A 24,219-nucleotide genomic window follows, 5' to 3' on the forward strand; every position below is an offset into this window, starting at 1 on the left:
ATTTATATAATATGCAGCCCAAAAGAATACCCCCACGCTTGGCAACGTTCTCTGAAATCTGGAACGATGCTGAGCATGGGGGTATTTGAGTATCTAATGTTAAGTTTGATTCGAAAATGGAAACAATGGGTTAAAGGTATTCCGATTAGTTTATTTTGAAGTTCTTCATAGCGGATTGAAGTTCTACCGCTTGTTCATGCAGATGCCGTACGGTACTGGAATGGGAGTCCATCTCATTCAGTTGGAGATCCGCTGTAGAAGCAATCTCTTGCATGCTTTGACGGGACTTGGACGTGATTTGAGCTGTTTCTTCCACGGAAGCACTGACTTGTTCAGCTCCAGCTGATACTTGCTGGGTAGAGGCCGATACCGTCTGAATGGTCAGATTGACGTTCTGAATCAACTCGTTAAGCTGCTGGAACGCAGAGCCTGCCTGTTGAACCACGTGAGTACCTGATCCAATCTCTTGGGTTACCCGGTTCATGGCATCAACGGAACGTTCAGCATCTTCACGGATAGTACCCAGGTAATCGGAGATTTCCTCTGTAGCTGTCTTGGATTGCTCCGCCAGTTTGCGTACTTCTCCGGCAACAACGGCGAACCCACGTCCATGCTCTCCCGCACGTGCTGCTTCAATGGAAGCGTTGAGGGACAACATGTTAATCTGTTTCGTAATTTCAAAAATGGATTGTACGATGGTCCCTATCGCGATCGAGCGCTCGTTCATCGTTTCAACATAACGCAGAGATTCGCTTGCGGTCTGACCGACACGTTCCATTTGCTGAATGGCATCCTGTGCCAGGCGGTTACCGTTAACAGCTTCGTTCGCAGCATCTCCGATCTGCTCGGATACTTCGGCAGAAGAGGAAGCAATATGCATAATGCCTTGCGTAATTTCTTCCATGGCTCTGGCATTTTCGGCCGCGCTGGAAGCGATGCTTACGCTGCCTTTCTCGGCACTTTCTGCAGAACGACTGGAGTTTTTCACCATACCGGACATTGATTCTACCCGTTTGAGCAAATCATTGGAGCCTTCGACAACTTCATTGGATGTGGAGAGGGCGCGGCTAATCATTTCTTTCAGATTATGAGTCATCGTCTGGAAGCTAGCAGCGAGCTGTGCAATTTCATCCTTACCTGTAATCTGAAGTTCAGCAGTCAGATCTCCTTGTGATATCTGTTTGCTATGTTGAACGAGCTTGATAATCGGTTTGGTTACACGTTTGATCATGCTTGTCGAGATGAGCCATCCGAGCACAAAGACCAATGCTGTGATACCGAGGCACAACCAGAAGATCTGTGCAATCTTGTCCTGAATGAATTGGGCATCCATGCTGACAGCCATGATCATGTTACTTCCTGCAATCGGTATAAAGGCTGCTTTATGTACACCGAAGGAATCGGCATAAACCTGGCTGATTTCCATTTCTTTTTTCTCAATGGCCTCATTCATTGCTGCTTCTACTTTAATCTCATCTCCGGCTTTCATGCCCGAGGAGGTATTTGCGATGACCACGGTAGCTTTACCATCCTGAATGGACACCACGTATGCTCCGTCCAGATTATGCTCTTTGGCTTTGCCAGCCAAATAGGATTCCACGGTCAGTGCAGCACCCTCAGATCCGGCTCCGCCACTCTGTACTTGCAAAATTTTAGAAGCGGATGTGTTCTTGTATATATCCTGAATGGACGTGCTCAGGACCTTGTCGAACTGTGGAAGCACGTAGCTCTGCATAATATTCATGGAGACAGCATAGAAACTGATACTAAACAACAGGGAAGCAACCAGCAGTACGAGGAACAAAGTGCCTCTAATTTTACCGGCAACGGTGCGGTTTCGAAACATAGGATCATCCTTTCACGTCATGTTCATTAACATTATCGCTTTTCCGTTATCGTAAGACTAAATACCAACGAAGAAAGGCCTAATTTTCACGTTGAGAAAACTTGGGAATAAGCGGATATACCTATATTACAAAATTAACCGGAGGTTGAATACAATAATTTTCACGATTCAGTGTATTTTTTTCAGAAATAGATGAATTTGTTACACGCATATTACATAATATCAATTAATACCTACCAGAATAGTTTGTTATGTGATATATTGTTGAATATCGCTTTTGAGCGAGTAGAAAACCGGAATATCCGGTTACTCACACTGAGGAGGATTTATACAGATGAATACCTTTTTAATCATTTTGAACGTCGTGGTTATGCTCGCTCTTCTGGGTGTCCTGTTCTGGATGCAGAAGAAACATATTTCGTTTACCAAGCGTGTATTTGCGGGTTTGGGCATTGGGGTTGTATATGGCGTCATTCTGCAACTGATCTACACATCTGATTCTGACATCATTACCAAGTCGGTCGATTGGTTTAATCTGGCCGGTTCAGGATATGTTCGTTTGTTACAAATGGTCGTGATCCCATTGATCATGGTTTCCATCATTTCGGCCATCATGAATCTGAAAGGCAAGCAGAATCTCGGTAAAATGAGCCTTTCGATTATTGCAATCCTGCTCATCACGACAGCGATTGCCGCAAGTGTAAGTATTGTGACTAGCTTGAGCTTCAACCTGACTTCCATTGAGATCGAAGGTGGAGACCGAGAGCTCGCACAGGGGCAGAAGATGGAGGAACGTCTCGTTGACGTGAAGGATCAGACGATTCCACAGCAAGTGCTGGAATTCATTCCGTCGAATCCATTCGCGGACATGACCGGAGAGCGTCGTACATCCACACTGGCTGTTGTTATTTTCTCGGCCTTTATCGGTGTGGCAGTACTGGGATTGGATCGCAAAAAACCACAGCAGGCGGAAACGTTCCGGGGCATGGTTAATGCGGTATATGCGGTGGTTATGCGGATTGTAACGCTGGTACTCAGGCTGACTCCTTATGGTATCTTGGCGCTGATTACGAAGGTAACCGCTACAACGAACCCGGATGAGATTCTGAAGCTGATCAAATTCGTTATTGCTTCCTACGTGGCGTTGATCGTTATGTTCATCATCCACCTGATTATCATTTCACTGTTTGGCTTCAATCCAATTACGTATGTGAAAAAGGTTCTGCCAACACTGATCTTTGCTTTCACATCCCGTTCAAGTGCGGCAGCGATTCCGCTTAACGTGGAGACACAAACGAAGAGATTGGGTGTTTCGGACGGGATTGCGAACCTGTCGGCAAGCTTCGGGGCTACGATTGGTCAAAACGGCTGTGCCGGGATCTATCCGGCCATGCTGGCGGTGATGATTGCTCCTACGGTCGGGATCGACCCGATGAGCTGGGACTTCATCATTACTCTGATCCTGGTAGTCGTGATCAGTTCATTCGGCGTAGCCGGTGTAGGCGGCGGGGCAACCTTCGCTTCCCTGATCGTGTTGTCCACGATGAACCTGCCGGTAGCTTTGGCAGGATTGCTGATCTCGGTTGAACCGCTCATCGACATGGGCCGTACGGCGCTGAACGTGAACGATTCGATGACCGCAGGTCTCGTATCCAGTAAAATTTTGAAAGAAAACGATCAGGATACATTCAATGATCAAACTCGTGATCTGGATTCCGCCGTTCAGGTGTAATTCAGATTCATAATAGGCGGATGGCAGTTACTGCCACAAGCCATGCAAGAGCAGCCGTTCTTCGGGTTAATCCGAAGGGCGGCTTTTTGTTTTTAGCATCTGTTGGGTATACCGTAAATATCACCTGAAGTCAGTTGGAGTTATTTAGTGCTGTTCAACCTTGGGGAAATGTGATAGAGTATTCATGTTTTGGCCCAGAGCCAAACCGCGGTTCGTAACCATCCCGCGTAATCAAAACTAGGAAGGCAGTGTATTTATATTGTTTAATTTAGGATGGGGAGCGCTTTTTGTTCTCGTAACGTATGGCTTTTTTCTTTTGTGTTACCGCTTGTTCGGTAAAAAGGGTCTTTATGCCTGGATTGGTGTGGCAACAGTCATTGCCAATATACAGGTGACCAAAACGATAGATATTATGGGTATCGTTCTAACGCTGGGTAATACGATGTATGTTAGCATGTACCTGACCAGTGATCTGCTCAATGAGAAATATGGACCGGGTGAGGCGCGCAAAGCCGTATGGTTCGGGTTCTTCACATTAATCATGACGACCGTGCTGATGCAGATGGTATTGTTCTTTGAGCCAGCATCGACGGATTTTGCACAGGATTCGATGAAAACCCTGTTTGGTCTGCTACCACGGCTAGCACTCGGAAGTCTGACAGCTTATTTCATCAGTCAGTTCCTGGACGTGCGACTGTACACTTGGCTGCGTAAGATGGCGCCAGGGCGTAATCAGTTGTGGATACGTACCAACGGCAGTTCGATCATCAGTTCGTTCGCGGATACGCTGGTATTCTGCACGATTGCGTTTGCCTTCATCTATCCATGGGACGTCTGGCTTGAAATTTTCTTGACGACATACGTGATCAAATTTGTATTGACTGCGGTAGGAACGCCGTTTCTATATGCTGCACGAAGCTTTAAATTCAAGGACGAAGCCTAGATTCGTAGTTCATTCGTCCGGAAAATGTTGAATTCAACACAAAAGTCCCGCAAAGCCATGCATTCATGGTTTCGCGGGACTTTTGGTTATGGCCAAAAAGGATTAGTCCGTCAGAATTTGCAGCTCTTTTGAATAGGACGTCAGCACCTCAACGCCAGTTTCTGTCACAAGTACATCATCCTCGATACGCACACCGCCTGCGCCGGTTACATAAATGCCCGGCTCAATCGTAAATACCGTACCTTCCTCCAGAATGTCCATGTTCTGACCATGCAGTGAAGGATACTCATGCACGTCAATGCCCATTCCATGTCCAACTCTGTGCAGGAAACGTTCGCCGTATCCAGCATCTTCCGTAACCTGGCGTGCTGCACGGTCAATATCCGCACAGGTGACACCTGGCTTAACTGCCCGAATGGCAGCTTCATTTGCTGCGAGCACGGTGTTATAGATGGTTTTAAGTTCAGGTGAAATGTCACCAAAGGCAAATGTGCGCGTAATATCTGATGCATACCCACCAGCGTAGACACCCATATCAAACATCAACAGATCACCATGCTGCAATTTGCGTTCACCTGGTGTGCCGTGTGGCAAGCCTGTTTTGGGTCCTGTGAGCACCATGGTATCAAAGGAAGGGCCGTCTGCACCCAGTTTCTTCATCTGGTATTCCATTTCGGCAACCAGTTCGATTTCGGTTACACCTGTACGAACGTGAGACAGTCCTTGGCGGAGCGTCTCTTCAATCAGATGAATGGCGTGGCGAATGCGACCGACCTCATCCGGTGTTTTTTTCACACGCAAGGTGCGAAGCAAAGGGCCGACATCTTCAAAGTTGGCAGCGCCCAGTGCGGCGGTCAACTGTTCATAACGTGCGACAGTCACGTATTCTTTTTCGAGACCTACGCGGCCCAGACGTCCTTGATAACGCTCAAATAAGGCGTAAGGATTGTCCGTATCAGTATGCGTGGCAATGTTCGAGACCGAAGAAGCGGCTGCGGCAGCTTCCTCGTCGAGTGCAGGCACGATCAACAGCGGATCTTCGCCCCGTGCAAGGACAAGCCCAAGGAAACGTTCATGCGGATTACTCGCAAAACCTGTTAAATAGTAAATATGTTTCGGATCTGTAATCAGCATGGCGTCCAATCCTTGCGTAGACAGACCAGCTTCCAGCCGGGATAAAGGAGTTTGATTCATTAGTTATATGTCCACCTTTCATTCGTTCTATCTTTCTATTATAGAAGAATGTCGGGGAAATCCAAATGGAGGCGGGAATGATGACCGAAAATTAGCTTTAACTAGCCGTTTGAGTGGCAGGTGGGGAGGGTAATACAGGGCGAAACCGCGTAGGGTTGCCTTACTTATTTATTTACTTACTTTAGAAATGGACAGTCCCTTGAAACTGGGATTACACGATATAACATCGACATTAGAAGGGAGATGTATTCATGAATAATCGACTAAGCGTTCCGTTATATGCTTCGTTACTCAGTATGGCTTTGCTAACAGCCTGTACTTCGGGTGACCCGACGACAGAATCGCAGCAGACGTCACAAGGACAGGGTACAGGTCAGGGACAGACAGCGGAAGGTGGTAATAACAGTGCTGGTGGTGGGGAAGAGGAAACAGATGAAAATGCTGTAATTCCTTACGAGGCTTCCGTGCTGGTCGACGGACTCAATGTACCTTGGGAGTTGGTAAGCGTGCCTGATGGACGGATGTTTGTAACAGAGCGACCGGGTACCATTCGGGTCATCGAGAACGGAGAGCTGGCATCTGAACCTCTGATTGAATTTTCTGCACCGTTTAATGAAGAAGGGGAAGGTGGCCTGCTTGGACTTGCTGCTGATCCGGACTTTGACAATAATGGCTATCTGTATGCATACCATTCCTATCTGGAAGGTGGTGGTGACATCGCCAATCGGGTGTTGCGTTTGAAAGTGAGTGATGGGAAGGCGACCATAGACAAGGAGCTGCTCAGTGACATTCCTGGCGGCGTGAATCACAATGGAGGACGGATCAAGATTGGCCCGGACAATCTGCTTTATATTACGACAGGTGAACGCTATGAGCCGGAGCTGGCTCAGAACGAAGATAGCTTGGGTGGCAAAATATTGCGGATTGGTCTGGACGGATCGATCCCAGAAGATAACCCTTGGCCTAATTCACCGGTGTACAGCATGGGGCATCGGAACGCACAGGGCCTGGCTTGGAACCTGGACAATGGCTATCTGTATGCCACAGAGCATGGGCAGCGTAATTTTGATGAAATTAACCGGATTGAAGCTGGTGAGAATTATGGCTGGCCAGAGGTAGAGGGAGACGATGATAAGAATGGCACATATCAGGCTCCGCTTGCGCATAGTGGAGATGAAACATGGGCTCCATCAGGTGTAGCTTTTATAAAGGAAGGGCCATGGGCCGGATCACTGCTTGCTGCCAATCTGCGGGGTGAACAACTGCTTAAAATTACTCTGTCCAAAGATGGTACACAAGTAACGCAGGTAGAGCCGATTTTTAAAGACGAGTGGGGACGTATTCGCAATGTGACTTCTGGAGAAGACGGGAAGTTATACGTGCTCACGAACAACCGGGATGGCAGGGGATCTCCACGCGATGGAGATGACCAACTGATCGTTCTGACGCCTAAACCGTAACATTTATAATAGAAAAGGGGTTGTCCCGCCATGTTTATGACGTATGGGACAGCCCTTCGCTTCAATATTTACGTAAATTTAAGTTAGTTGCAGGTACCAATTAGTCCGCACTTTCCGCGAGTTCGGCAATGCGCCGACTCGGCTCATCGGTGTACTCGCCACCATGGTAACAAAGTACCTTCTCCAGCTTCAGGCCAAGCAGCCTTTTCAAGCTGCGAAGTGCTTCAGGCATGTCCGGTGTTGCAGGTGGAGCAGGACCCACCAATTCATCATCGACCACACGCAATTCATCGGCAGCGAGCAGGAATTGTTGCTCCCGGAAGTACAAGCAGATATGTCCAGGGGTGTGTCCTGGTGTATGAATGACCTGGATACCACCTTGTATAGGCAGCATGTCACCGTCCTCTAACACTTTGGATATTTTGAACTCAGTCCGCTGTGAGATCAATTGTTCCGCCAGCTCCGCAATAGGTTCAGGCAGCAACGCTTTTCGTTCTGGCGTGAACTTGATCATGGGCTCTTTGCCCGTGATAAACGGAATTTCATCGCTATGCGCCCAGATTTCCACTTCCGGAACAGCATTCACCAAGGCACCAAGGTTACCAATGTGGTCTATATCGGAATGGGTTACAATAATGCGCTTGATATCAGATAGCTGAACGCCTTCATGCTCCAGTGCGGACTGAAGTTCGGCGAATTGGCCAATCATGCCTGTATCCACAAGCGTAATGCCATCTTCATCGCGCAACATAACAGGGTAGATTGGGTTTTTACCCGCAGGTGTGACAATATGAAGATTTAGAACCGTAATTTCTATGGGTTGATTGTTCATATTTGTTTCCGGAGCGAATCCGGAGCACCTCCTTTGTCGTGTATGACCATTTGCGTGTATCATGTATTCGTCAGTTCTCTGGCTGATTATATTTCAAGTGTTTTCTATACTTCTTCACCGTATCCAGGGTGGATTCAAACTCTTGCTTTGCATCGTGATTTTCTCTAATAATGGAAGCATAAGAAAAGTTGGAGTGAATAAGTTTATTTCTCAGTTGAAACACTTTGGCTATTTCTTCTTCAATTTTCTCTTCTTCCGATTTTAGGAACAGATGCTGATTTTTCAATTCAGCCTGAAGGATCTCGATATTGGATAATGAGCGGTATGCAGGAGTTTTCATCAACTGGATCGAATTAAATTTTTTTTGATACGTTTGTTGGTATAGTTGATTCAGCAGGTCTTCAATGATCGAGCATAATTCAATCGTCCATGAACTGTATTTTCGTTCTTTCCGTTTTTGGGTAAGCTCACCAATCTCTTCATCGTTCCACAGTTTATCTTTTTCATACAGGGATGAGTCTATCTTTTGCTGGAGATTATGAGCTTCCTGTTCGATGAGTGCAATCTCAAGTTTCGCTTCTTTTTTCAGTTTCTTGAAGTCTTCTTTGGTTAGCATACGTATCCTCCCTATAAGACCAATATGTGATCTTTCAATTATCTCATATTGACGTCAGCAGTGCTTAAAAAACAAAAGGGTGACTGTCTCAAAATATGAAGAACCTCTGGTTCAGAAGGGAAGTACCTGATGTCCATTCCAACAGCCGTTGTTACGGGAGCCAACTCAGGCATGGGTCTGGCAACCACCATTGAACTTGCAAGGCAAGGGTATCACGTGATTATGGCATGCCGCAGCGAGAAGCGCGGACAGCAGGCACTGGAGGAGGCGCTGCGTCAGTCCGGCTCTACTGCGATTGAACTGATGCTGTGTGACCTGGGGTCACTGGAGAGCATCCGCCATTTTGCTCAATCTTTCCGTGAGCGTTACGACACACTTGACGTTCTCGTTAATAATGCGGGTGTCGTCATGTTGAAGCGCCAGGAAACCTCTGATGGTTTCGAACAAGCCATCGGTATTAACCATCTTGGACATTTCCTGCTTACCTTACTCCTGATCGAACCTTTGAAGTCTGCGAAGCAGGGGCGTATAGTGAATGTTTCGTCTGGTGCCTACAAAGCCGGGAAAATCCATTTCGAAGATCCCCATCTGCACAAAAGTTACAATCCAATCAAAAGTTACGCTCAATCCAAGCTGGCTAACGTGTTGTTCACACGTGTTCTGGCCCGCAAATTAGCGGATACCCGAATCACGGTCAACTGCCTTCATCCCGGTGCGGTGGGTACAAGTATTGGCGTAGACCGCAATACCGGTTTTGGCACACGCATTATGGCTTTGGTGGGCAAACTACCGTTTTTCCTTTCACCAGAAGAAGGGGCACAAACGGCCATCTATCTCGCCACAAGCCCCGAAGTCGCCGGGGTAACCGGGCGTTACTTTTATCAACAAAAGGACCAGGAACTGAAAGCCCATGCGCTGGATGCGGCAGATGCTGAGCGTTTCTGGACATGGAGTGAAGAGCAAGTTGGACTTAGACCCGAAGAGAAATTGTAACTACAGACTGTTTGAAGCAGCAGATGCGGCTTACTTGTTTCCACATAATTAGAGGCAGCTGTTTTCCATACTAACGGGCTGCCTCTAAAGTTAAGGTCCAGCCAATTCCTAATTAAGCGCTCAGGCTTTGGCCTTCACAGCTTGCTGAATCAGCTCTATAAATGCTTCAATGCGCTGAATGCCTTGATCGCCCTGACCGTATGCACGGACAGAGGCGGATGAGGCGTTTTTCTCATTTTCCCCGAGCACGAGCGAGTAAGGCACTTTTTCCATCTGAGCTTCACGGATTTTGTAGCCGAGCTTTTCACTGCGCAAGTCTGTTTCTACCCGAATACCGGCAGCCCGCAGCTGGCTCTGAACTTGAAGCGCATAATCTGCGTAATGATCTGACACTGGCAGTAGCTTCACTTGCACGGGCGCGAGCCAGAGCGGAAATGCACCTGCATAATGTTCAGTCAGGATGCCGATGAAACGATCGATTGAGCCATAGATGGCACGGTGGATCACGACAGGACGGTGTTTCAGGCTATCCTCGCCAATATAAGTGAGATCGAACTTCTCGGGCATTTGAAAATCGAGTTGAATTGTTCCACACTGCCAGCTGCGCTTCAGTGCATCGAGAATGTGGAAGTCAATTTTCGGACCGTAAAAGGCACCATCACCCTCGTTAATGCGGTATTTCACACCGCGCCGATCAAGTACACTCTGCAATGCTCTTTCTGCTTGATCCCACAGCTCTTCCGATCCCATGGAATCTTCCGGACGAGTGGACAACTCAATGTTGTACTCAAATCCAAAGATGTCGTACATACGTCCGATCAATGAAATCGCCTGGTTAATCTCTTCCTCGATCTGCTCTGGCATCACATAGAGATGGGCATCATCCTGACAGAAAGTCCGCACCCGCATCATGCCGTTCAGAGCGCCTGAGAATTCATGGCGGTGGACCTGACCGAATTCCATCATACGAATCGGTAGCTCACGATAGGAATGGAGTGTATTTTTGAAAATCAGCATGTGTCCCGGGCAGTTCATAGGTTTCAGGGCAAAAGTCGCATCGTCCACTTCCGAGAAATACATATTGTCCTTGTAATGTTCCCAGTGCCCCGATTGCTCCCACAGACGGTTGTTCATCATGAGGGGAGTACGAACTTCCTGATAGCCTTCCTGCAGCTGCAATTCACGGGAGAATTGCTCCAATTCTGTACGAACAGTCATGCCTTTGGGCAGATAGAACGGCATACCGGGTGCTTCTTCAGAGAACATGAACAGTTCGAGCTCCTTACCCAGTTTGCGGTGATCTCGTTTTTTCGCTTCTTCCAGCATGTGTAGATGTTCATCCAATTGGGCTTTGCTCGGGAAAGCAGTGCCGTAGATGCGTTGCAGCATTTTATTATCCGAGTTGCCGCGCCAGTATGCACCTGCCACATTCAGCAGTTTGAATGCTTTGATCCGACCAGTGGACGGAAGATGAGGGCCGCGACAGAGATCGAAAAACTCTCCTTGGTCATAAATGGAAAGCTCAGCGTCCTCCGGTAAATCCTGAATAAGTTCAAGCTTATACGGGTCCTGAATCTCTCCAAAGATGCGAAGTGCTTCCTCCCGGCTAACTACCCGGCGGCTAATTTTCTCATTTTCTTTTATGATTTTGTTCATTTCTTGCTCAATGGCAGCCAAATCACTGATCGATAGAGCATATTCCAGATCGACATCGTAATAGAATCCATCTTCAATGACAGGCCCGATGCCCAGCTTGACTTGTTCCGCACCGTAGATGCGTTTGAGAGCCTGCGCGAGTACATGAGCTGTGCTGTGTCGGTAACGATACAGACCCTCCGCGCTGTCCAAAGTAACGATGACGAGTTCACAATCTTGCTCAAGCACCCAGTCGAGATCGACATTCTTACCATTTACGATTCCGCCGATGGCTTGTTTACCTAGACTTGTGCTGATGGATGAGGCGACCGCTCCTACAGTGATGCCTGCGTTGTAAGAACGTATAGCTCCGCCTTGCAGGCGAATTTCAATCGGATGCCCGGGCTGCTGTTGGTCATTCGATTGGTTGCTGGATTGGCTGTTATTATTCGGATTACTCATGTGAACCACTCTCCAATATTCAAATTTGAAGCGCAAAAAACACCCGTCCCGGAAAAGGGACGAGTGCGCTCAGCTCGTGGTTCCACCCTAATTTGGTTATGAATGCTCCTGAACACGACCAGCCGCCGCAAACAAGAACATCATAACCCTCATTGGGATCCGTTATCGGGGATCAGGCGGTGAACTCTACTGACAGCTTTGTCCGGAATTCATGAAGAAGACCGAAAAGCTGAAGTTCGAGGTCACGGCTGCAGAGGGGTAATTCCGGTCCGTTCGCTGAAGAAGGTTTCACCAATCCCTTCTCTCTCTGGGCAGCACGCAAACGGAATCTTGTCTCTGGTCATCGCCAAATATGCAAAATCAATATCAATTGAATTGATCTTAATATCGTTGAAGTCCATATCAATATATTGGAACAGGTGTTATTGAGTGTCGATTATATAGATTGAAAATGAAAAGGTCAAGCGGAATGTTTTTTTACCCATGTTCTGATTGTCCATCCCATATTAATCGAATGACAGTACCCTCACCAGAAGTTGATTGTACTTCAATACGGCCCTGCATCGCTTCAATTAACCCTTTTGTTACCGCCATACCAAGGCCTGATCCGACATCGGACGTGCCTGTATCGGTCCCTCGGTAATATCGTTCAAACAGCCTCCAGACCAATTCCGGGTCCATTCCTTGTCCATCATCGGCAAAATGAACACTGAACTCCCCAGCCTGTTTACCCGGATGTACACTAACGGTCAGTGTCGATTCCGCTGGATTATGCAGAAGGGCGTTAGCGGTCAGATTATCCACAATACGTTCAAACGAAGGAATATGCACATGGCCGTATACCGGAACTTTCGCAGGGAGGAACACAATACGTCCCTCGCCATATACCGGGTTGCGTTCTGCACGCTGGACGAGATCATGTAGTAGCGTATTTACGTCAGTTTCTTCCACAGGTGGCTGATATCCACCGCTTCGCAATCGGTACGTCATGGCAAGATCATTCACAAGTCGGTCCATATACATGGATTTGTCCAGCATAATGCCCGCGAATTCCCTCACTTCTTCCGGGGACCAGCTATATTTCTGTGCTTCAAGCATATGGGCGTATCCCTGGATGGAGGATAGCGGTGTCTTGAGATCATGCGTTATTCCGGCGATCCATTCCTCACGCAGAGATTCGGTCTGTTTACGGAGCTCTTCATCTTGTTTCAATGTTGCGGATAATGCCTGCATGGAGCGAAGCACTTCAGCATACACGTGGTATTTCCGTTTCCACTTGCCATTTCGTCGCTGGCTGCGAGGTACGCCGCCAATGCCTGTGGGTTCTTCATAATGTCCTTGTTCCAGTCGTTGGAGCCATTGGAGCATATGCAGCATGGGGGAACCGAAACGATTAGCGTACCATAGGGCCAGCAGAATTAGCAAAATGATAACGGATAGGATCAGCACAATGAGCACAGGGGTCAAAATGAAGTTATAGGGATTTTCTTCCCCTGTAGCAGTTGGATCGACAGGTATACTGAGCATCCAGGTTGTGCCATTCTGTACATCGTAAAAGGTTGCGATTGATATTCCATATCGATTGGGATAACGAATACGCAAAGCCAGTTCCTGTATGTTGTAACTGCTAGGGACGCCCATGGCAGGTTTATTATAAGAAGCCAACTCTTGACCGTAGGCATCCAAAATTTGCAGATAGGCACCTTTGGAACGGATGGCATCCTCTTGTTTGGGGAGAAGTATAAGCTCTCCATTGGTGTAATGACTGTCCTCACGGGCTTGATCGAGTAAGGATTTGGCCTGATTGCGTTCGCCATACAGCAAGGTGAACATCTCGCCGTTTTTCTCCCGAATCAGCATGACGATCTGGTACGGGAACGGTTTTTTTGCTTCCCAGTATGCGATCAACTCTCCAGGCTTGTATTGCTTCGGAACGTCATCCGGTGTATCAAAATCATCAATGACGTAGCCTTTTTCATCCACAACCTGAAGCCATCCCTGATTTTTCTCGACCTGCTTCAGCAGCCTGGGATCATAGCGGACCGTCCCATCGGGCATGATTTCTGCGGTATTAATCAGTTGGTCAAGACCACTGGTAGCGAAGTCATCCACCAGGCTTACTTCATTTACCTTTTGAACGACCCAATAGGTGGCTGCAGAACCCAACAGGATGATAAGGACTACTGCGCCAGCAAGCATAACGATAAATCGGGTCATTAACCTGCGACGAATACTCATGCGCGTGACACTTGGTTAGGCAAAATGAGTTTGTATCCCAGCCCCCGGACGTTGACGAGAAAGGCAGGGTTAGAGGGATCGGCTTCAATCCGCTCACGGATACGGTGAATATGAACCATAACGGTGTTGTCATCGCTGATGGCTTCCGAACCCCATACGCGTTCATACAATTCCGATTTGGTGAAAATACGATTGGGATGCTTGCAGAAAAAGAGCAGCAGCTGATAGACAAGAGCCGGACAGTTTACCGGCTGTCCTTCAACCTGAAGCTCACCAGCTTGTTCAAATACTTGAAAACGGCCAAAATCATATACCCCTTCCTGCACAGCAGGAGATGACGAAGTTACGTCAGAAAAGGGTGGAATTGCCGTCGTAGTCGTCGCCATTTTGGTAGGTAAATAACGTTTCAGCAGTGATTTGATGCGGGCGACCACTTCCAGTGGATTAAATGGTTTAACAACATAATCATCGCCGCCAACGGCGAATCCGGTTAACTTGTCATAATCCGTAGTTTTGGCAGTCAGAAAAAGAATCGGTGCATCGGTCACTTGCCGCAGAAAGGGACAGATTTCCAGTCCACTTTTGCCAGGCAGCATGATGTCCAGCACGATGCAGTGATAGGTTTTATTTTCGCAGGCGGTAATCGCCTCTTCCCCAGTGGTAACGGTGTCGATATCTACAAATTGTTCTTTGAGCAGGACGGTTTTGAGCATATGTAAAATGGCTTGTTCATCATCAACTAGCAGTATGGAGACGTGATCCATGATGTGAAATGACCTCCTAGGGCTTCCTGTTTGTTTATTGCTAATCATACCATCCGAGAGGGCTATGTAGTGTGTGAGCTATCTTAACGGAATCTTAATTATGAAACCATAGAAGACGCGACAGTTTAACTACATGTAAGGAAGAGTTAGACGAAGGATAAGATTCATTCTGTACACTTAACTGGAAAGTATAACGAACACCAGAGGGGATGTAGAGAATGAATAGGTTAAAAGAAGGATTTAAAATTCTTACGGATCACTTAAATGGCGGGGAAAGTCTTCCGAAATCAGGATATGCTGCACATGAGAAATTACAGAGCAAAAAGAGCTGGAAGTTGCTTGCCATTGCCCTTGGAGCCTGCGTGATGTTGTCTGCCTGTGGTAACAGTAATTCGATTACATCCGAGCAGGGGGAACAGCAGTCCGAGGAACAGATGACAAATGCCAATGAAGCGAGTGAGAGTAAAAATCAGGAAGAGAATTCGGGTAAAGAGGTGAGCGACATCATTACACCTGAGAATTTCATCGATACGTTAATGAACGGTTCCAAGGATGCCATTTACAGTCAGATGAGTCCCGAGTTGAAGGAAGCACTAACGCTTGAACAGTTTAAAACGTCTGCGGATCAATTCCTTGAGGGAGTAACTTCCTTTGATCTAGTGGTAGATGCCAAAGTGAACCATTTAACTGAGTTCGCCTGGAAGGATCAAACAGGAACCAAAGGGATTCAAGCCTATTTTACCGAAGCTAATCAGATTGAAGGGCTATTAATCCAACCACTGGAACCCCATGTAGATACGGATCAAACGTTCACCAAAACCGAATTTCAATTCCCTATGAAGGGGGAATGGTATGTGTTCTGGGGAGGTAATGATGTGATGTCGAACTATCATTATGAGCATGAAACACAGCGCTATGCGCTAGATATTATTCGCACCAAAGAAGCTTCCAGTTACAACGGAGATGCGAAAGTGAACGAAAACTACTACGCTTTTGGTGAACCGCTCTATGCAGCAGCAGATGGAACCGTAGTCGATATCAAGAATGATATTCCAGATAACATACCAGGTGTTATGAACCCGGAAGAACCAGCGGGTAATAATGTGGTCATTGACCATGGAAACGGAGATTACAGCATCACCGGGCACATTAAGGAAGGCAGTGTGGCCGTCAAAAAAGGGGACAAAGTCAAGCAGGGAGACCTCATTGGAGAGCTGGGTAACTCAGGTAATTCCAGTGAAGCTCATCTGCACTTCCAGGTATCGGATGGCCCGGATCTATTCACTTCCCGTTCTGTTAACATTCGTTGGGCGGATCAGAGCCAGCAGTTAACCCGGGGTAACACGATTCAAGGGTTGTCTGAGTAAATATGGAATTGAGCTGAATGTTAGGGGATGACGTCGACTTCCTTCCTCCGTTATAATACCGTCATAAGATAGAATCGATTTGGATGATGGAGGAGTAGACATGAAGCTGGATAGTGTACAGATTGAGTATGCGCGTCGTGAGGACCTGCCTAGGATTGTGGAGATCTATAATTCTACGATTGAGAGCCGGATGGTAACGGCGGATTTGGAGCCGGTGACCGTGGAGCAACGTATTCCGTGGTTTGAGGAGCATTCATCCGATCATCGCCCGCTATGGGTGATGAGACTTGAGGGACAGGTTGTAGCCTGGGCCAGCCTGAGTTCGTTTTATGGACGCCCTGCGTACAATGGGACGGTGGAAGTCAGTGTGTATGTGGATCAGCAGTGCCGGGGAATTGGGGCTGGCGGACGTTTGCTGAACACCATTTTTGACGCTTGTCCTGCGCTTGGAATCAAGACGATTCTGGGCTTTGTGTTTGGACATAATGAACCGAGTCTCGGTTTATTGCGCAAGCATGGCTTTGAGCAGTGGGGCTATTACCCTGAAGTGGCTGTGCTGGATGGCGTCAACCGGGATTTGGCGATTTTGGGCAAAAAAATATAAACATGTTTCACAATAAATGAAAACCTCCAAATCCACATGCGTGGATTGGAGGTTATTTTTGCTTACATCGAGTAAATAGGGGATGACTTAGGTGTGCGACACGCCAAGCCTTTGTTTAATATCCTGAATCTGTGCCAGATGACGCTCTTCATGATAGCTTGCAAAATCGACCCATTGAGCCAGATCCATCTCACCGAAAACCGGGTGAAGAAAGGACTTGCTCCGCAGCAGTTCAGACTCATGATCTTGTGCAACGTGCATCAATGCTTGATGTGAGTCTTCCAAATCATGTCGTACATTCGCCAGCGTTTCTGGTTCCGCAGGAGGCTGGAGATGAGACGGGGCGCTGACAGAGTGGCTGCGATCCAGTGTAAGCTCATATGGTTTTTTGTCCACAGCAACGGTCTGTTCTTTCTTTAGAGCGGCGTGGGCTTGCTTCACAATGATGTTTTCCATCAAATTCAGGTGACGGAGAACTTGCATAATACTCCAGTGAGTAGGTGTGGGTTGGAGGTTCAATTGCTCTTCATTGAGTCCAGAGACGGCTTCCCAAATTTGGCTCCGAATGTCGTCATTACGAGTGAACATCGTGCGATCCTCTCCTTTAAATGAGTTCTATGATGTCAGCTTGTGTAAGTGTAGTGCCTAAAATGTGGATGCTTAATATACATCATAGAGGATCTGAAAGGTGAATGCGAAGTGGTGGTTAATTTTCTTTGTTAGTTGAAGTTATGTACATGAGAAAGAAGCTGTTTTTATAAACGGGTCATATCAAATTATACAATCGCCAAAAAAAGAATTGACGCTAAGTAGTGCGGGACTCTATAATCGATAACAAGTAACTTGATATGTAAGGAGTCATGACATGGTATGTTAGTAATTGACGAGGTGTATCACCATACAGCATTGCAAATATCATCGTCCGATTTATTGTACCTTATCCAACAGCTCAAGGTCAAAAAAGAAAATGAGATCGAAACGCTTAAACATAAAATTGAACAATTCGAACAAAAAAAACGTGCGGAAGAAGTGGCTTATCAATCCTTGTCGACTGTACGCAAATGGTTCGCAGGCCGCCCTGCATCCCATCACCAGGCGGTGGAATATATGGTCCAGGTGAAGGAACGTTTTCGCAAAATGGAACAAATCCGGCGGCGGATACGAGAACTGGACCGTATTGCTGAACGAATCAAGCATCCGGACAGCATCGAACGGGACGAAATCGAGCTTACGCCCGAAACGATCCGGGAGATTAGACAGCTTAGGGAAACGGAGGATGTATAAGCATGACTTTGGAGACGTTAAGCTCCGGGATTGATACGGTCTGGGTCGTATTGAGTGCAGCCATGATTTTGTTGATGGAGGGCGGATTCGCGCTCCTGGAGGCTGGCTTTGTACGTTATAAAAATAGCGTGAATATTATTATGAAGGTATTCGCTGACATTACCATTGGAACGTTGCTTTTCTATGCCATCGGATTTGGCTTGATGTATGGCTCTGATGCTGGAGGTTTTGTGGGCATAACCGGATTTTTCCTCAATGGAGACTTGTCTCACCTGGACGTACCCGTATCATTGGAAACATTCTGGCTGTTCCAGGCCGCGTTCACCATTGCTGTCATTTCCATCGTATCGGGCGCTGTTGCTGAGCGGATTAACTTTCGTGCCTATCTGCTGTACATCATATTGATGACGGCCATTATTTATCCGATTGGTGGACACTGGGCATGGGGCGGCGGTTGGCTCAGTAAGCTGGGGATGCAGGATTTCGCCGGTTCCGCAGTCATTCACGCGTTGGGCGGGTTCTCTGCACTGGCCGCAGCGATTATTATTGGGCCGCGTAAAGGCAAATACACGCCGCATGGCGTAAGTGCCATTGCGCTCCCAAGTAATCTGCCGCTGGCATCTGTAGGTGCATTCCTGCTGTGGTTCGGTTGGTTTGGCTTCAATGCAGGAAGTACGCTCAGTGCAACTGATGTCAGGATCGGTCACATTGCCATCGTTACGATGTTATCTGCTGCTTCAGGCGGTGCGGTTACACTGCTCTACACCTTGTTCCGATTCAATCGTTCAGATGCACCATCGGTCATTAATGGCTCGCTGGCCGGTCTAGTCGGTATTACGGCAGGGTGTGCCTTTGTCGGTGATGTGGCTGCGATATTTATCGGAGCGGTATCCGGATTGCTCATGATGGCTGCAACGAATTGGTTAGACCGCAGGCAGATTGATGATCCTGTGGGTGCGTTCCCTGTTCATGCTGTATCCGGGATGTGGGGTACGATTGCCGTGGGTTTGTTTGCAACCGATGGTGGTTTGTTCATGGGAGGTGGCTGGAGGCTGCTGGGTGTTCAGGCGCTTGGCCTCACGGCTTTGGTCGTCTGGGGATTTGTCATGACCTGGATTGGTCTGAAACTGATTGGCAAGATCGTTCCTGTCCGTTCCACGGAAGAAGAGGAAGAATTAGGTCTGGATATTAGTTATCATGGTGTAATGGCTGCACACCAGTCGCATGAATTTCTGGATGGCGAGGAGCATATTCGGGCTTTCCAGAATGATTCACCGAATCGGGATCGTTAAGAATGAACCTAATGGATAATAAGGAAGGAGGCTGACACCGGATGTCAGTCTCTTTTTTCGCTAGAAGCAGGGAAAGAAGCGTCAGCGGAAGAATATACAGGTGTGAACCTGAATATGTCTCACCATAGATGTATTGTCAGAAGGGGAGGATCTGTATGATTAAACCTGAACAATGTGAACGTCTGACCAGAAAAGCCCGGAAAACTCTTGAAGAATATGGGTTGGGTAATGCTGCCGATCTGCTGTTATCTTCAAGCCGTTGGGGAATTCGCCTTGATGTATCGACAATCGATGAGTATCGCAGAACAGGAAATTCACGTGTAGGTGGAAATCCCGATCTGCCGGGTAACATGAAATGGCCTTTGACACAGGAGGGGGTGCCCATGACGTTCCTGGCCCAGTTGAATCTCGTGGATTTGACGCCATATACGCCAAATGATGGGCGCGGGAGTTTGCCCGAACGGGGCATGTTATACTTTTTCATTGGTGTGGATGAACCTGCTTATCATATTGAGCATCGTGTGATTTACGAGCCGGATGCTCATAACCTGACAAGGCGAGAGCCTGATGGCGAAACCGCGCTGGGTGAGGACGATTTTGTAGCACATTCGGTAACAGTGCTGCCTAATCTCGAGTTTCCTACATACGCATACATTGATTCTCTGGCTCTGAATGCAATCGCCGCCCCGCTGTCTGGTGGAACGGTAGCTGTTGAAGGGGAGGAAGGTCTGTATGACCGATACCTCGAATTCGAGTCCAGCTGGAATCATCCAAGTACGCAGAACTGGGGTGGCATGTTTGGATACCCGGACGGTCAGCATCCGGATGCAGAACATCAGGCGCTGTTACAGATTGTGCTTGATGAAGAGTATGCTTATGACGAGCAGGCGTGTGAGAAGAAGCTGACTGCTCATTATGGCGGGGATGAGAAACGGACACAACAAGAGCTTGCGGATACCTTACTTCTATTAAAAATTGATACGCATGACGCTATCGGTTTTCAATGGTGGGATTGTGGGGAGCTGCAATTTTTCATTCGCAAGGCTGACTTGCTCGCAGGACGATTCGATCAAACGTATTGTTCGTTATATTCAAGTTGAGTTCGTGTTTGTTATCATCGGAGCAACAAAATGTCCCAATTTCCGTCTATATGAGGGAGGAGGGACTTTTTTTTTGTTCATCATTGTTGGTTTTCGAGCAAAGCTGGTTTATATATAAAGGGGGAATTTATAGTTGATTGGCGATCATATGTTCTGTATAATGGAATAAAAAGGGAGTGTTTCTGTTGATTCAGTCTGCATTTAAACATATTGATGTGGCAGTGACATCATTAATTAATTTATGTGACCAACTGTCGGAGGAGGACTTGGCTTTGACTCCGATTGAAGGCAAACGGCCGGTTGGAGAATTGCTTTCTCATCTATCTGTCATTTGTCGTGCAGATGTACATATTTCGGAGGGAGCTTCCCAAGAAGAAATGGCTTTGTTTTATAAGGAACATCAGCCAAATTCACTGAGTGAGATCAGGGAAGCGCTGATTGCGAATCAGATGTACCTCTATCATCGATACAGACAGTTTAATACGGAGGAATTATTACAGGTGACTGACTCCTATTGGGGAGCTTCGTACAGTCGTCTGGAGTGGCTGCTTGAGATCATGGGACATGTGTATCACCACAGGGGTCAACTGCATACGATGCTGACACTGACTGGTATAGAGCCCAAAGTATCGTTGTTTGAATAGATAGACCAAGGTCCGTAATGCTAGGTTCTGCCTGAATATAGAGCAAGATTTAATAGAATACATAGAACATGTTATCCGCACAAGCAACGGTTAAGCAAGGATTAAATCGACGATACTATACGTTAATAATAGAGATTGCCGGATCAGCTACAATTAACGAAAACCAACGTTTAAAAATGCCACATAGTCAATAGAAACTAAAATAGTAAGTTCGGAAAATCTTCTATTAGGGGTGTGTAAAATGAGTTTAAAAGAAAAGTTGATATTAGTAAAAGAGAATGACTACCAAACACCTCTCGATACATTCCAGTTGATACAAGAAATGATGGTTAATATCGGTTCTTTGGATGCCCAACTACGTGATGACCTCATTTATACAACCTTATCAAATTGGATTCCTGATAATACCTTAACAGTAAACGAACTAGAACAACTTCTATCCGTTGTTTTGGATAATAAGCATTTGCTTTTTAGGCTTGGTGAAACGAATACAGACTCTGTCTTTACTCGATCGTTCTCTATGCTAGTTATACCGCTCCTCTTCATGAGGCATAAAGAATCACCATTTCTCTCGAAAGAGCATATTCATCAGATAAAAGAGATCGTGTTTTACAATGTACATAAAGAGCGAGATTACCGCGGGTATGACGAAGAAAAAGGCTGGGCTCATGCCATAGCCCATGCAGCAGATGCTTTAGACGAATTGGCCCAATGTTCCGAGTTGGATAAAAATGATCTCTTAACCATTCTCGATTTGGTTTACGAAAAGATGACCATCACTGATCGAGTTTACTCCGATGGGGAAGATGAAAGAATGGTAAAATCCATAATTAGTGTTTTAAATAGAAAAATACTTAGTCAGACTTATGTAGAGCAATGGATTCAACGTTTTGGTGATGTGGAGAAAAATCCAGAATTCCTTCCTGCCTTTAGGCAAAAAAATAATATAAAGAACTTTTTGAAAAGTTTATACTTTCGAATTAAATTTCACAAAGTCGATGCTGATCTCTGCCCAACAATCGAGCATACTTTATATAAAATAGAAAAAGTATATTATTCCTAAAATCCAACGTTTTTGCTTCTTTCCTAGGGCGATGATTTTCGCAGATCCATTTCCTAGTGGTATACTTTGATCAAGTAATGATTCATGGAATGGAAAGGAATAATGCCGTGGCACAGCCAGCAACCATTCTGCTTGTGGATGATGAGCAGGATATTATTAAACTGATGGAGATTTATTTTGGTAATGAAGGATACCGGGTTCTGACAGCCAGTGATGGGATCGAGGCGCTTGAGCAACTGAAGAAAGAGCCAATTGATCTGATCATTCTGGATGTCATGATGCCGAATATGGACGGAATTGAAGCATGTATGAAAATTAGGGAAGAGCAGAAAATGCCGATCATTATGCTGTCCGCCAAAAGCATGGATATGGATAAAATTACAGGGCTGAGCATCGGCGCTGATGATTATGTGACCAAGCCGTTTAACCCGCTTGAACTTGTGGCACGGGCAAAGTCACAGCTTCGCAGGTACCATACCTTCAATGAAGGCCGTGAGAACAAGGAGCATGAATGGGTGATTGACGATCTGGTCATCAACACGGATACGCATGAGGTCTGGCTGGATGAGCAACCTGTTCGCTTGACTCCCCGTGAATTTGCTGTTCTGGAACTGTTGGCGCGCCATCAAGGCTCTGTGTTGAGTATGGAGCAGATCTACAGGCAGGTCTGGAAAGAAGAGTTTATGGAGTCCAACAATACCGTTATGGTGCATATCCGCAAGATTCGTGAGAAAATCGAACTCGACAGCAAACATCCCAAATTCATACAGACGGTATGGGGTGTTGGTTATAAGATGATCAAACCACAATGAGCACGTGCGTCTATGAGGTTATTTGGATACAAAGCGTGAGCAAGGAGTTCCGAGATGAATTCAAAATTAATTAACACAGTCCGGTGGAAATTTATCTACGCATTTCTGCTGAGTGGCATTTTGACGGGGGCTATTTTGTATGGGGGCAGCAAAGTTGTACACTCCATTCTGGCGGCTCAGACTTATCCTAATTATTCGATCCCTGCAAGGGGCATCAGGTGGCTGGTGAACAATATTGGGTCTATGCCATTAATGATTATGGTTGGCATACTTGGCTTTGTGCTGTTCTTTTTCCTGTTCACGCGCAGGGTGATGCTGGTTCTGGATGAGATTACGGCAGGAATTCAGGAAGTTGCCAAAGGAGAGCTGTCTCATCGGATCGATCTGAAGACATCGGATGAATTTGGCGTTGTGGCTGCCAGTATTAATCAGATGGCTGAACAATTGCAGCTGTCATTGCAAGAGGAGCGTAGTGCAGTTGCTGCCAAAAATGACTTAATTACGGGTATTTCTCATGATTTGAGGACTCCGCTGACCTCCATTCTCGGATTTTTGGAGTACATAGAGAAGGATCGATATCAGGATGAAATTGAGATGCGGTATTACGTGAGCATTGCGTACGAGAAGTCCTTAACATTAAGGAAGCTAATCGACGATTTGTTCGAATATACCCGTGTCAGTGGTGGGAGCCTTCCTTTGTCATTGACTTCTTTGAACCTGAATCCGTTTCTGATGCAGCTCGCTGAAGAGTTCTCTCCGATGCTGGAAGAAGCAGGCATGACATACAAGATCATTGGTGGACAAGAACCTTTATGGATTCAGGCCGCTCCTGGAGAGCTTGTTCGTGCGTATGAGAACCTGTTCAGTAACGCGATCCGTTATGGGGCACAGGGTAAAGTGATGGAGATTGCGTTGTCTCTTGAAGGTGAAGAAGCTGTAGTGCGCATTAGCAATTATGGTGAACCGATTCCAGCGCAGGATTTGCCGCATTTATTCGATCGATTCTACCGGGTGGACAAGTCCCGCTCTCGCGATACAGGCGGCACCGGACTGGGGCTGGCTATTGCCAAATCCATGATTGAATTACACAAAGGAACTATCGCTGCCTACAGTGATCAGGGCCGAACCGATTTTGTTACGCGTTTTCCGGTGACTGCTCCTCCGATGAACAGAGATGCAGAGGAACGGTAACCGGGCAGAATTTTCTTCTACTTATAAGAGAGCTTGCTTGATTCAACATGTAGGCAAATTGCTTAATTAAGAAAATGATAAGAAGTTACCCACTTCTTAATTAAGAAATATTCGGTATTCTTAACCTCAATCGAAAAGATGAACTGC

The 24,219-nt window shown here is 46.7% G+C and carries 21 protein-coding genes; 13 read left to right on the forward strand and 8 right to left on the reverse strand.

Translation table 11 applies throughout. The features are described from left to right. Positions 1-145 precede the first annotated feature (145 nt). Positions 146-1,846: a methyl-accepting chemotaxis protein gene (locus tag HP548_RS30615; RefSeq protein ID WP_175383762.1), complete on the reverse strand. Its 1,701-nt coding sequence runs from the start codon at positions 1,844-1,846 to the stop codon at positions 146-148. Between the two features lie 334 nt (positions 1,847-2,180). Here HP548_RS30615 and HP548_RS30620 point away from each other — a divergent pair, with 334 nt between their 5' ends. Both HP548_RS30620 and HP548_RS30625 read left to right on the forward strand, forming a co-directional pair. Further along, positions 2,181-3,578, forward strand: a complete 1,398-nt coding sequence (locus tag HP548_RS30620) for an L-cystine transporter (RefSeq protein WP_175383763.1) — start codon at positions 2,181-2,183, stop codon at positions 3,576-3,578. A 259-nt stretch (positions 3,579-3,837) separates the two neighbouring features. Next, entirely contained in the window at positions 3,838-4,521 is a 684-nt protein-coding gene (locus HP548_RS30625; protein ID WP_175383764.1) for a queuosine precursor transporter, read from the forward strand. A gap of 102 nt (positions 4,522-4,623) precedes the next feature. Here HP548_RS30625 and HP548_RS30630 read toward each other — a convergent pair whose 3' ends face one another. After that, positions 4,624-5,715, reverse strand: a complete 1,092-nt coding sequence (locus HP548_RS30630; RefSeq protein WP_175383765.1) for a M24 family metallopeptidase — start codon at positions 5,713-5,715, stop codon at positions 4,624-4,626. A gap of 251 nt (positions 5,716-5,966) precedes the next feature. On the opposite strand from HP548_RS30630, the gene HP548_RS30635 reads away from it, so the two are divergent. Next, positions 5,967-7,175 (forward strand): PQQ-dependent sugar dehydrogenase, encoded by a 1,209-nt coding sequence (locus HP548_RS30635; protein WP_175383766.1) that lies wholly within the window; start codon positions 5,967-5,969, stop codon positions 7,173-7,175. Between the two features lie 100 nt (positions 7,176-7,275). On the opposite strand, the gene HP548_RS30640 is transcribed toward HP548_RS30635, so the two are convergent. Together HP548_RS30640 and HP548_RS30645 are read right to left on the reverse strand one after the other, a co-directional pair. Next, entirely contained in the window at positions 7,276-8,007 is a 732-nt protein-coding gene (locus HP548_RS30640) for an MBL fold metallo-hydrolase (protein ID WP_175383767.1), read from the reverse strand. Positions 8,008-8,077: 70 nt separating this feature from the next. Further along, on the reverse strand, positions 8,078-8,623 hold the full coding sequence (locus tag HP548_RS30645) for a hypothetical protein (protein WP_175383768.1): 546 nt from the start codon (positions 8,621-8,623) through the stop codon (positions 8,078-8,080). 129 nt (positions 8,624-8,752) lie between these two features. On the opposite strand from HP548_RS30645, the gene HP548_RS30650 reads away from it, so the two are divergent. After that, positions 8,753-9,616, forward strand: a complete 864-nt coding sequence (locus HP548_RS30650) for an SDR family oxidoreductase (RefSeq protein WP_076291763.1) — start codon at positions 8,753-8,755, stop codon at positions 9,614-9,616. A gap of 120 nt (positions 9,617-9,736) precedes the next feature. On the opposite strand, the gene thrS is transcribed toward HP548_RS30650, so the two are convergent. From thrS to HP548_RS30665, 3 genes are all read right to left on the reverse strand, one after another. Beyond that, positions 9,737-11,713, reverse strand: coding sequence for a threonine--tRNA ligase (gene thrS / locus HP548_RS30655; RefSeq protein ID WP_246318269.1), 1,977 nt, complete (start codon positions 11,711-11,713; stop codon positions 9,737-9,739). A 477-nt stretch (positions 11,714-12,190) separates the two neighbouring features. Beyond that, positions 12,191-13,951, reverse strand: coding sequence for a sensor histidine kinase (locus HP548_RS30660; protein WP_175383769.1), 1,761 nt, complete (start codon positions 13,949-13,951; stop codon positions 12,191-12,193). Further along, the gene (locus HP548_RS30665) at positions 13,948-14,715 is read right to left on the reverse strand and encodes a response regulator transcription factor (protein WP_175383770.1); all 768 of its coding nucleotides are present in this window, start codon (positions 14,713-14,715) and stop codon (positions 13,948-13,950) included. Before HP548_RS30665 ends, HP548_RS30660 begins: the two co-directional genes overlap by 4 nt. 218 nt (positions 14,716-14,933) lie before the next feature. Here HP548_RS30665 and HP548_RS30670 point away from each other — a divergent pair, with 218 nt between their 5' ends. Together HP548_RS30670 and HP548_RS30675 are read left to right on the forward strand one after the other, a co-directional pair. Further along, a complete protein-coding gene (locus HP548_RS30670; RefSeq protein WP_246318270.1) occupies positions 14,934-16,082 on the forward strand; it encodes a M23 family metallopeptidase in 1,149 nt (382 codons plus the stop codon). A gap of 100 nt (positions 16,083-16,182) precedes the next feature. Beyond that, positions 16,183-16,686 carry a GNAT family N-acetyltransferase gene (locus HP548_RS30675; RefSeq protein ID WP_175383771.1) on the forward strand — a complete coding sequence of 168 codons (504 nt, stop codon included), beginning with the start codon at positions 16,183-16,185 and terminating at the stop codon, positions 16,684-16,686. An 87-nt stretch (positions 16,687-16,773) separates the two neighbouring features. Here HP548_RS30675 and HP548_RS30680 read toward each other — a convergent pair whose 3' ends face one another. Then, positions 16,774-17,274, reverse strand: coding sequence for a DinB family protein (locus HP548_RS30680; protein ID WP_175383772.1), 501 nt, complete (start codon positions 17,272-17,274; stop codon positions 16,774-16,776). A gap of 282 nt (positions 17,275-17,556) precedes the next feature. On the opposite strand from HP548_RS30680, the gene HP548_RS30685 reads away from it, so the two are divergent. The 7 genes from HP548_RS30685 (at position 17,557) to HP548_RS30715 (ending at position 24,072) form a co-directional block, all read left to right on the forward strand. After that, positions 17,557-17,970, forward strand: coding sequence for a hypothetical protein (locus HP548_RS30685; RefSeq protein ID WP_063564360.1), 414 nt, complete (start codon positions 17,557-17,559; stop codon positions 17,968-17,970). A gap of 2 nt (positions 17,971-17,972) precedes the next feature. After that, complete coding sequence (locus HP548_RS30690; RefSeq protein WP_076291768.1) at positions 17,973-19,262, forward strand: ammonium transporter; 1,290 nt, start codon at positions 17,973-17,975, stop codon at positions 19,260-19,262. Positions 19,263-19,417: 155 nt separating this feature from the next. After that, complete coding sequence (locus HP548_RS30695; RefSeq protein WP_175383773.1) at positions 19,418-20,362, forward strand: DUF1963 domain-containing protein; 945 nt, start codon at positions 19,418-19,420, stop codon at positions 20,360-20,362. Positions 20,363-20,538: 176 nt separating this feature from the next. Further along, on the forward strand, positions 20,539-21,006 hold the full coding sequence (locus tag HP548_RS30700) for a DinB family protein (protein WP_343054951.1): 468 nt from the start codon (positions 20,539-20,541) through the stop codon (positions 21,004-21,006). Positions 21,007-21,247: 241 nt separating this feature from the next. Then, the gene (locus HP548_RS30705) at positions 21,248-22,069 is read left to right on the forward strand and encodes a DUF2785 domain-containing protein (protein WP_063564357.1); all 822 of its coding nucleotides are present in this window, start codon (positions 21,248-21,250) and stop codon (positions 22,067-22,069) included. A gap of 89 nt (positions 22,070-22,158) precedes the next feature. Then, positions 22,159-22,881, forward strand: coding sequence for a response regulator transcription factor (locus HP548_RS30710; RefSeq protein WP_339850192.1), 723 nt, complete (start codon positions 22,159-22,161; stop codon positions 22,879-22,881). Between the two features lie 54 nt (positions 22,882-22,935). Further along, positions 22,936-24,072, forward strand: coding sequence for a sensor histidine kinase (locus tag HP548_RS30715; RefSeq protein ID WP_175383776.1), 1,137 nt, complete (start codon positions 22,936-22,938; stop codon positions 24,070-24,072). Positions 24,073-24,219: the final 147 nt, after the last annotated feature.

Origin of the sequence: Paenibacillus taichungensis (assembly GCF_013359905.1) — a bacterium.
GTDB lineage: Bacteria > Bacillota > Bacilli > Paenibacillales > Paenibacillaceae > Paenibacillus > Paenibacillus taichungensis.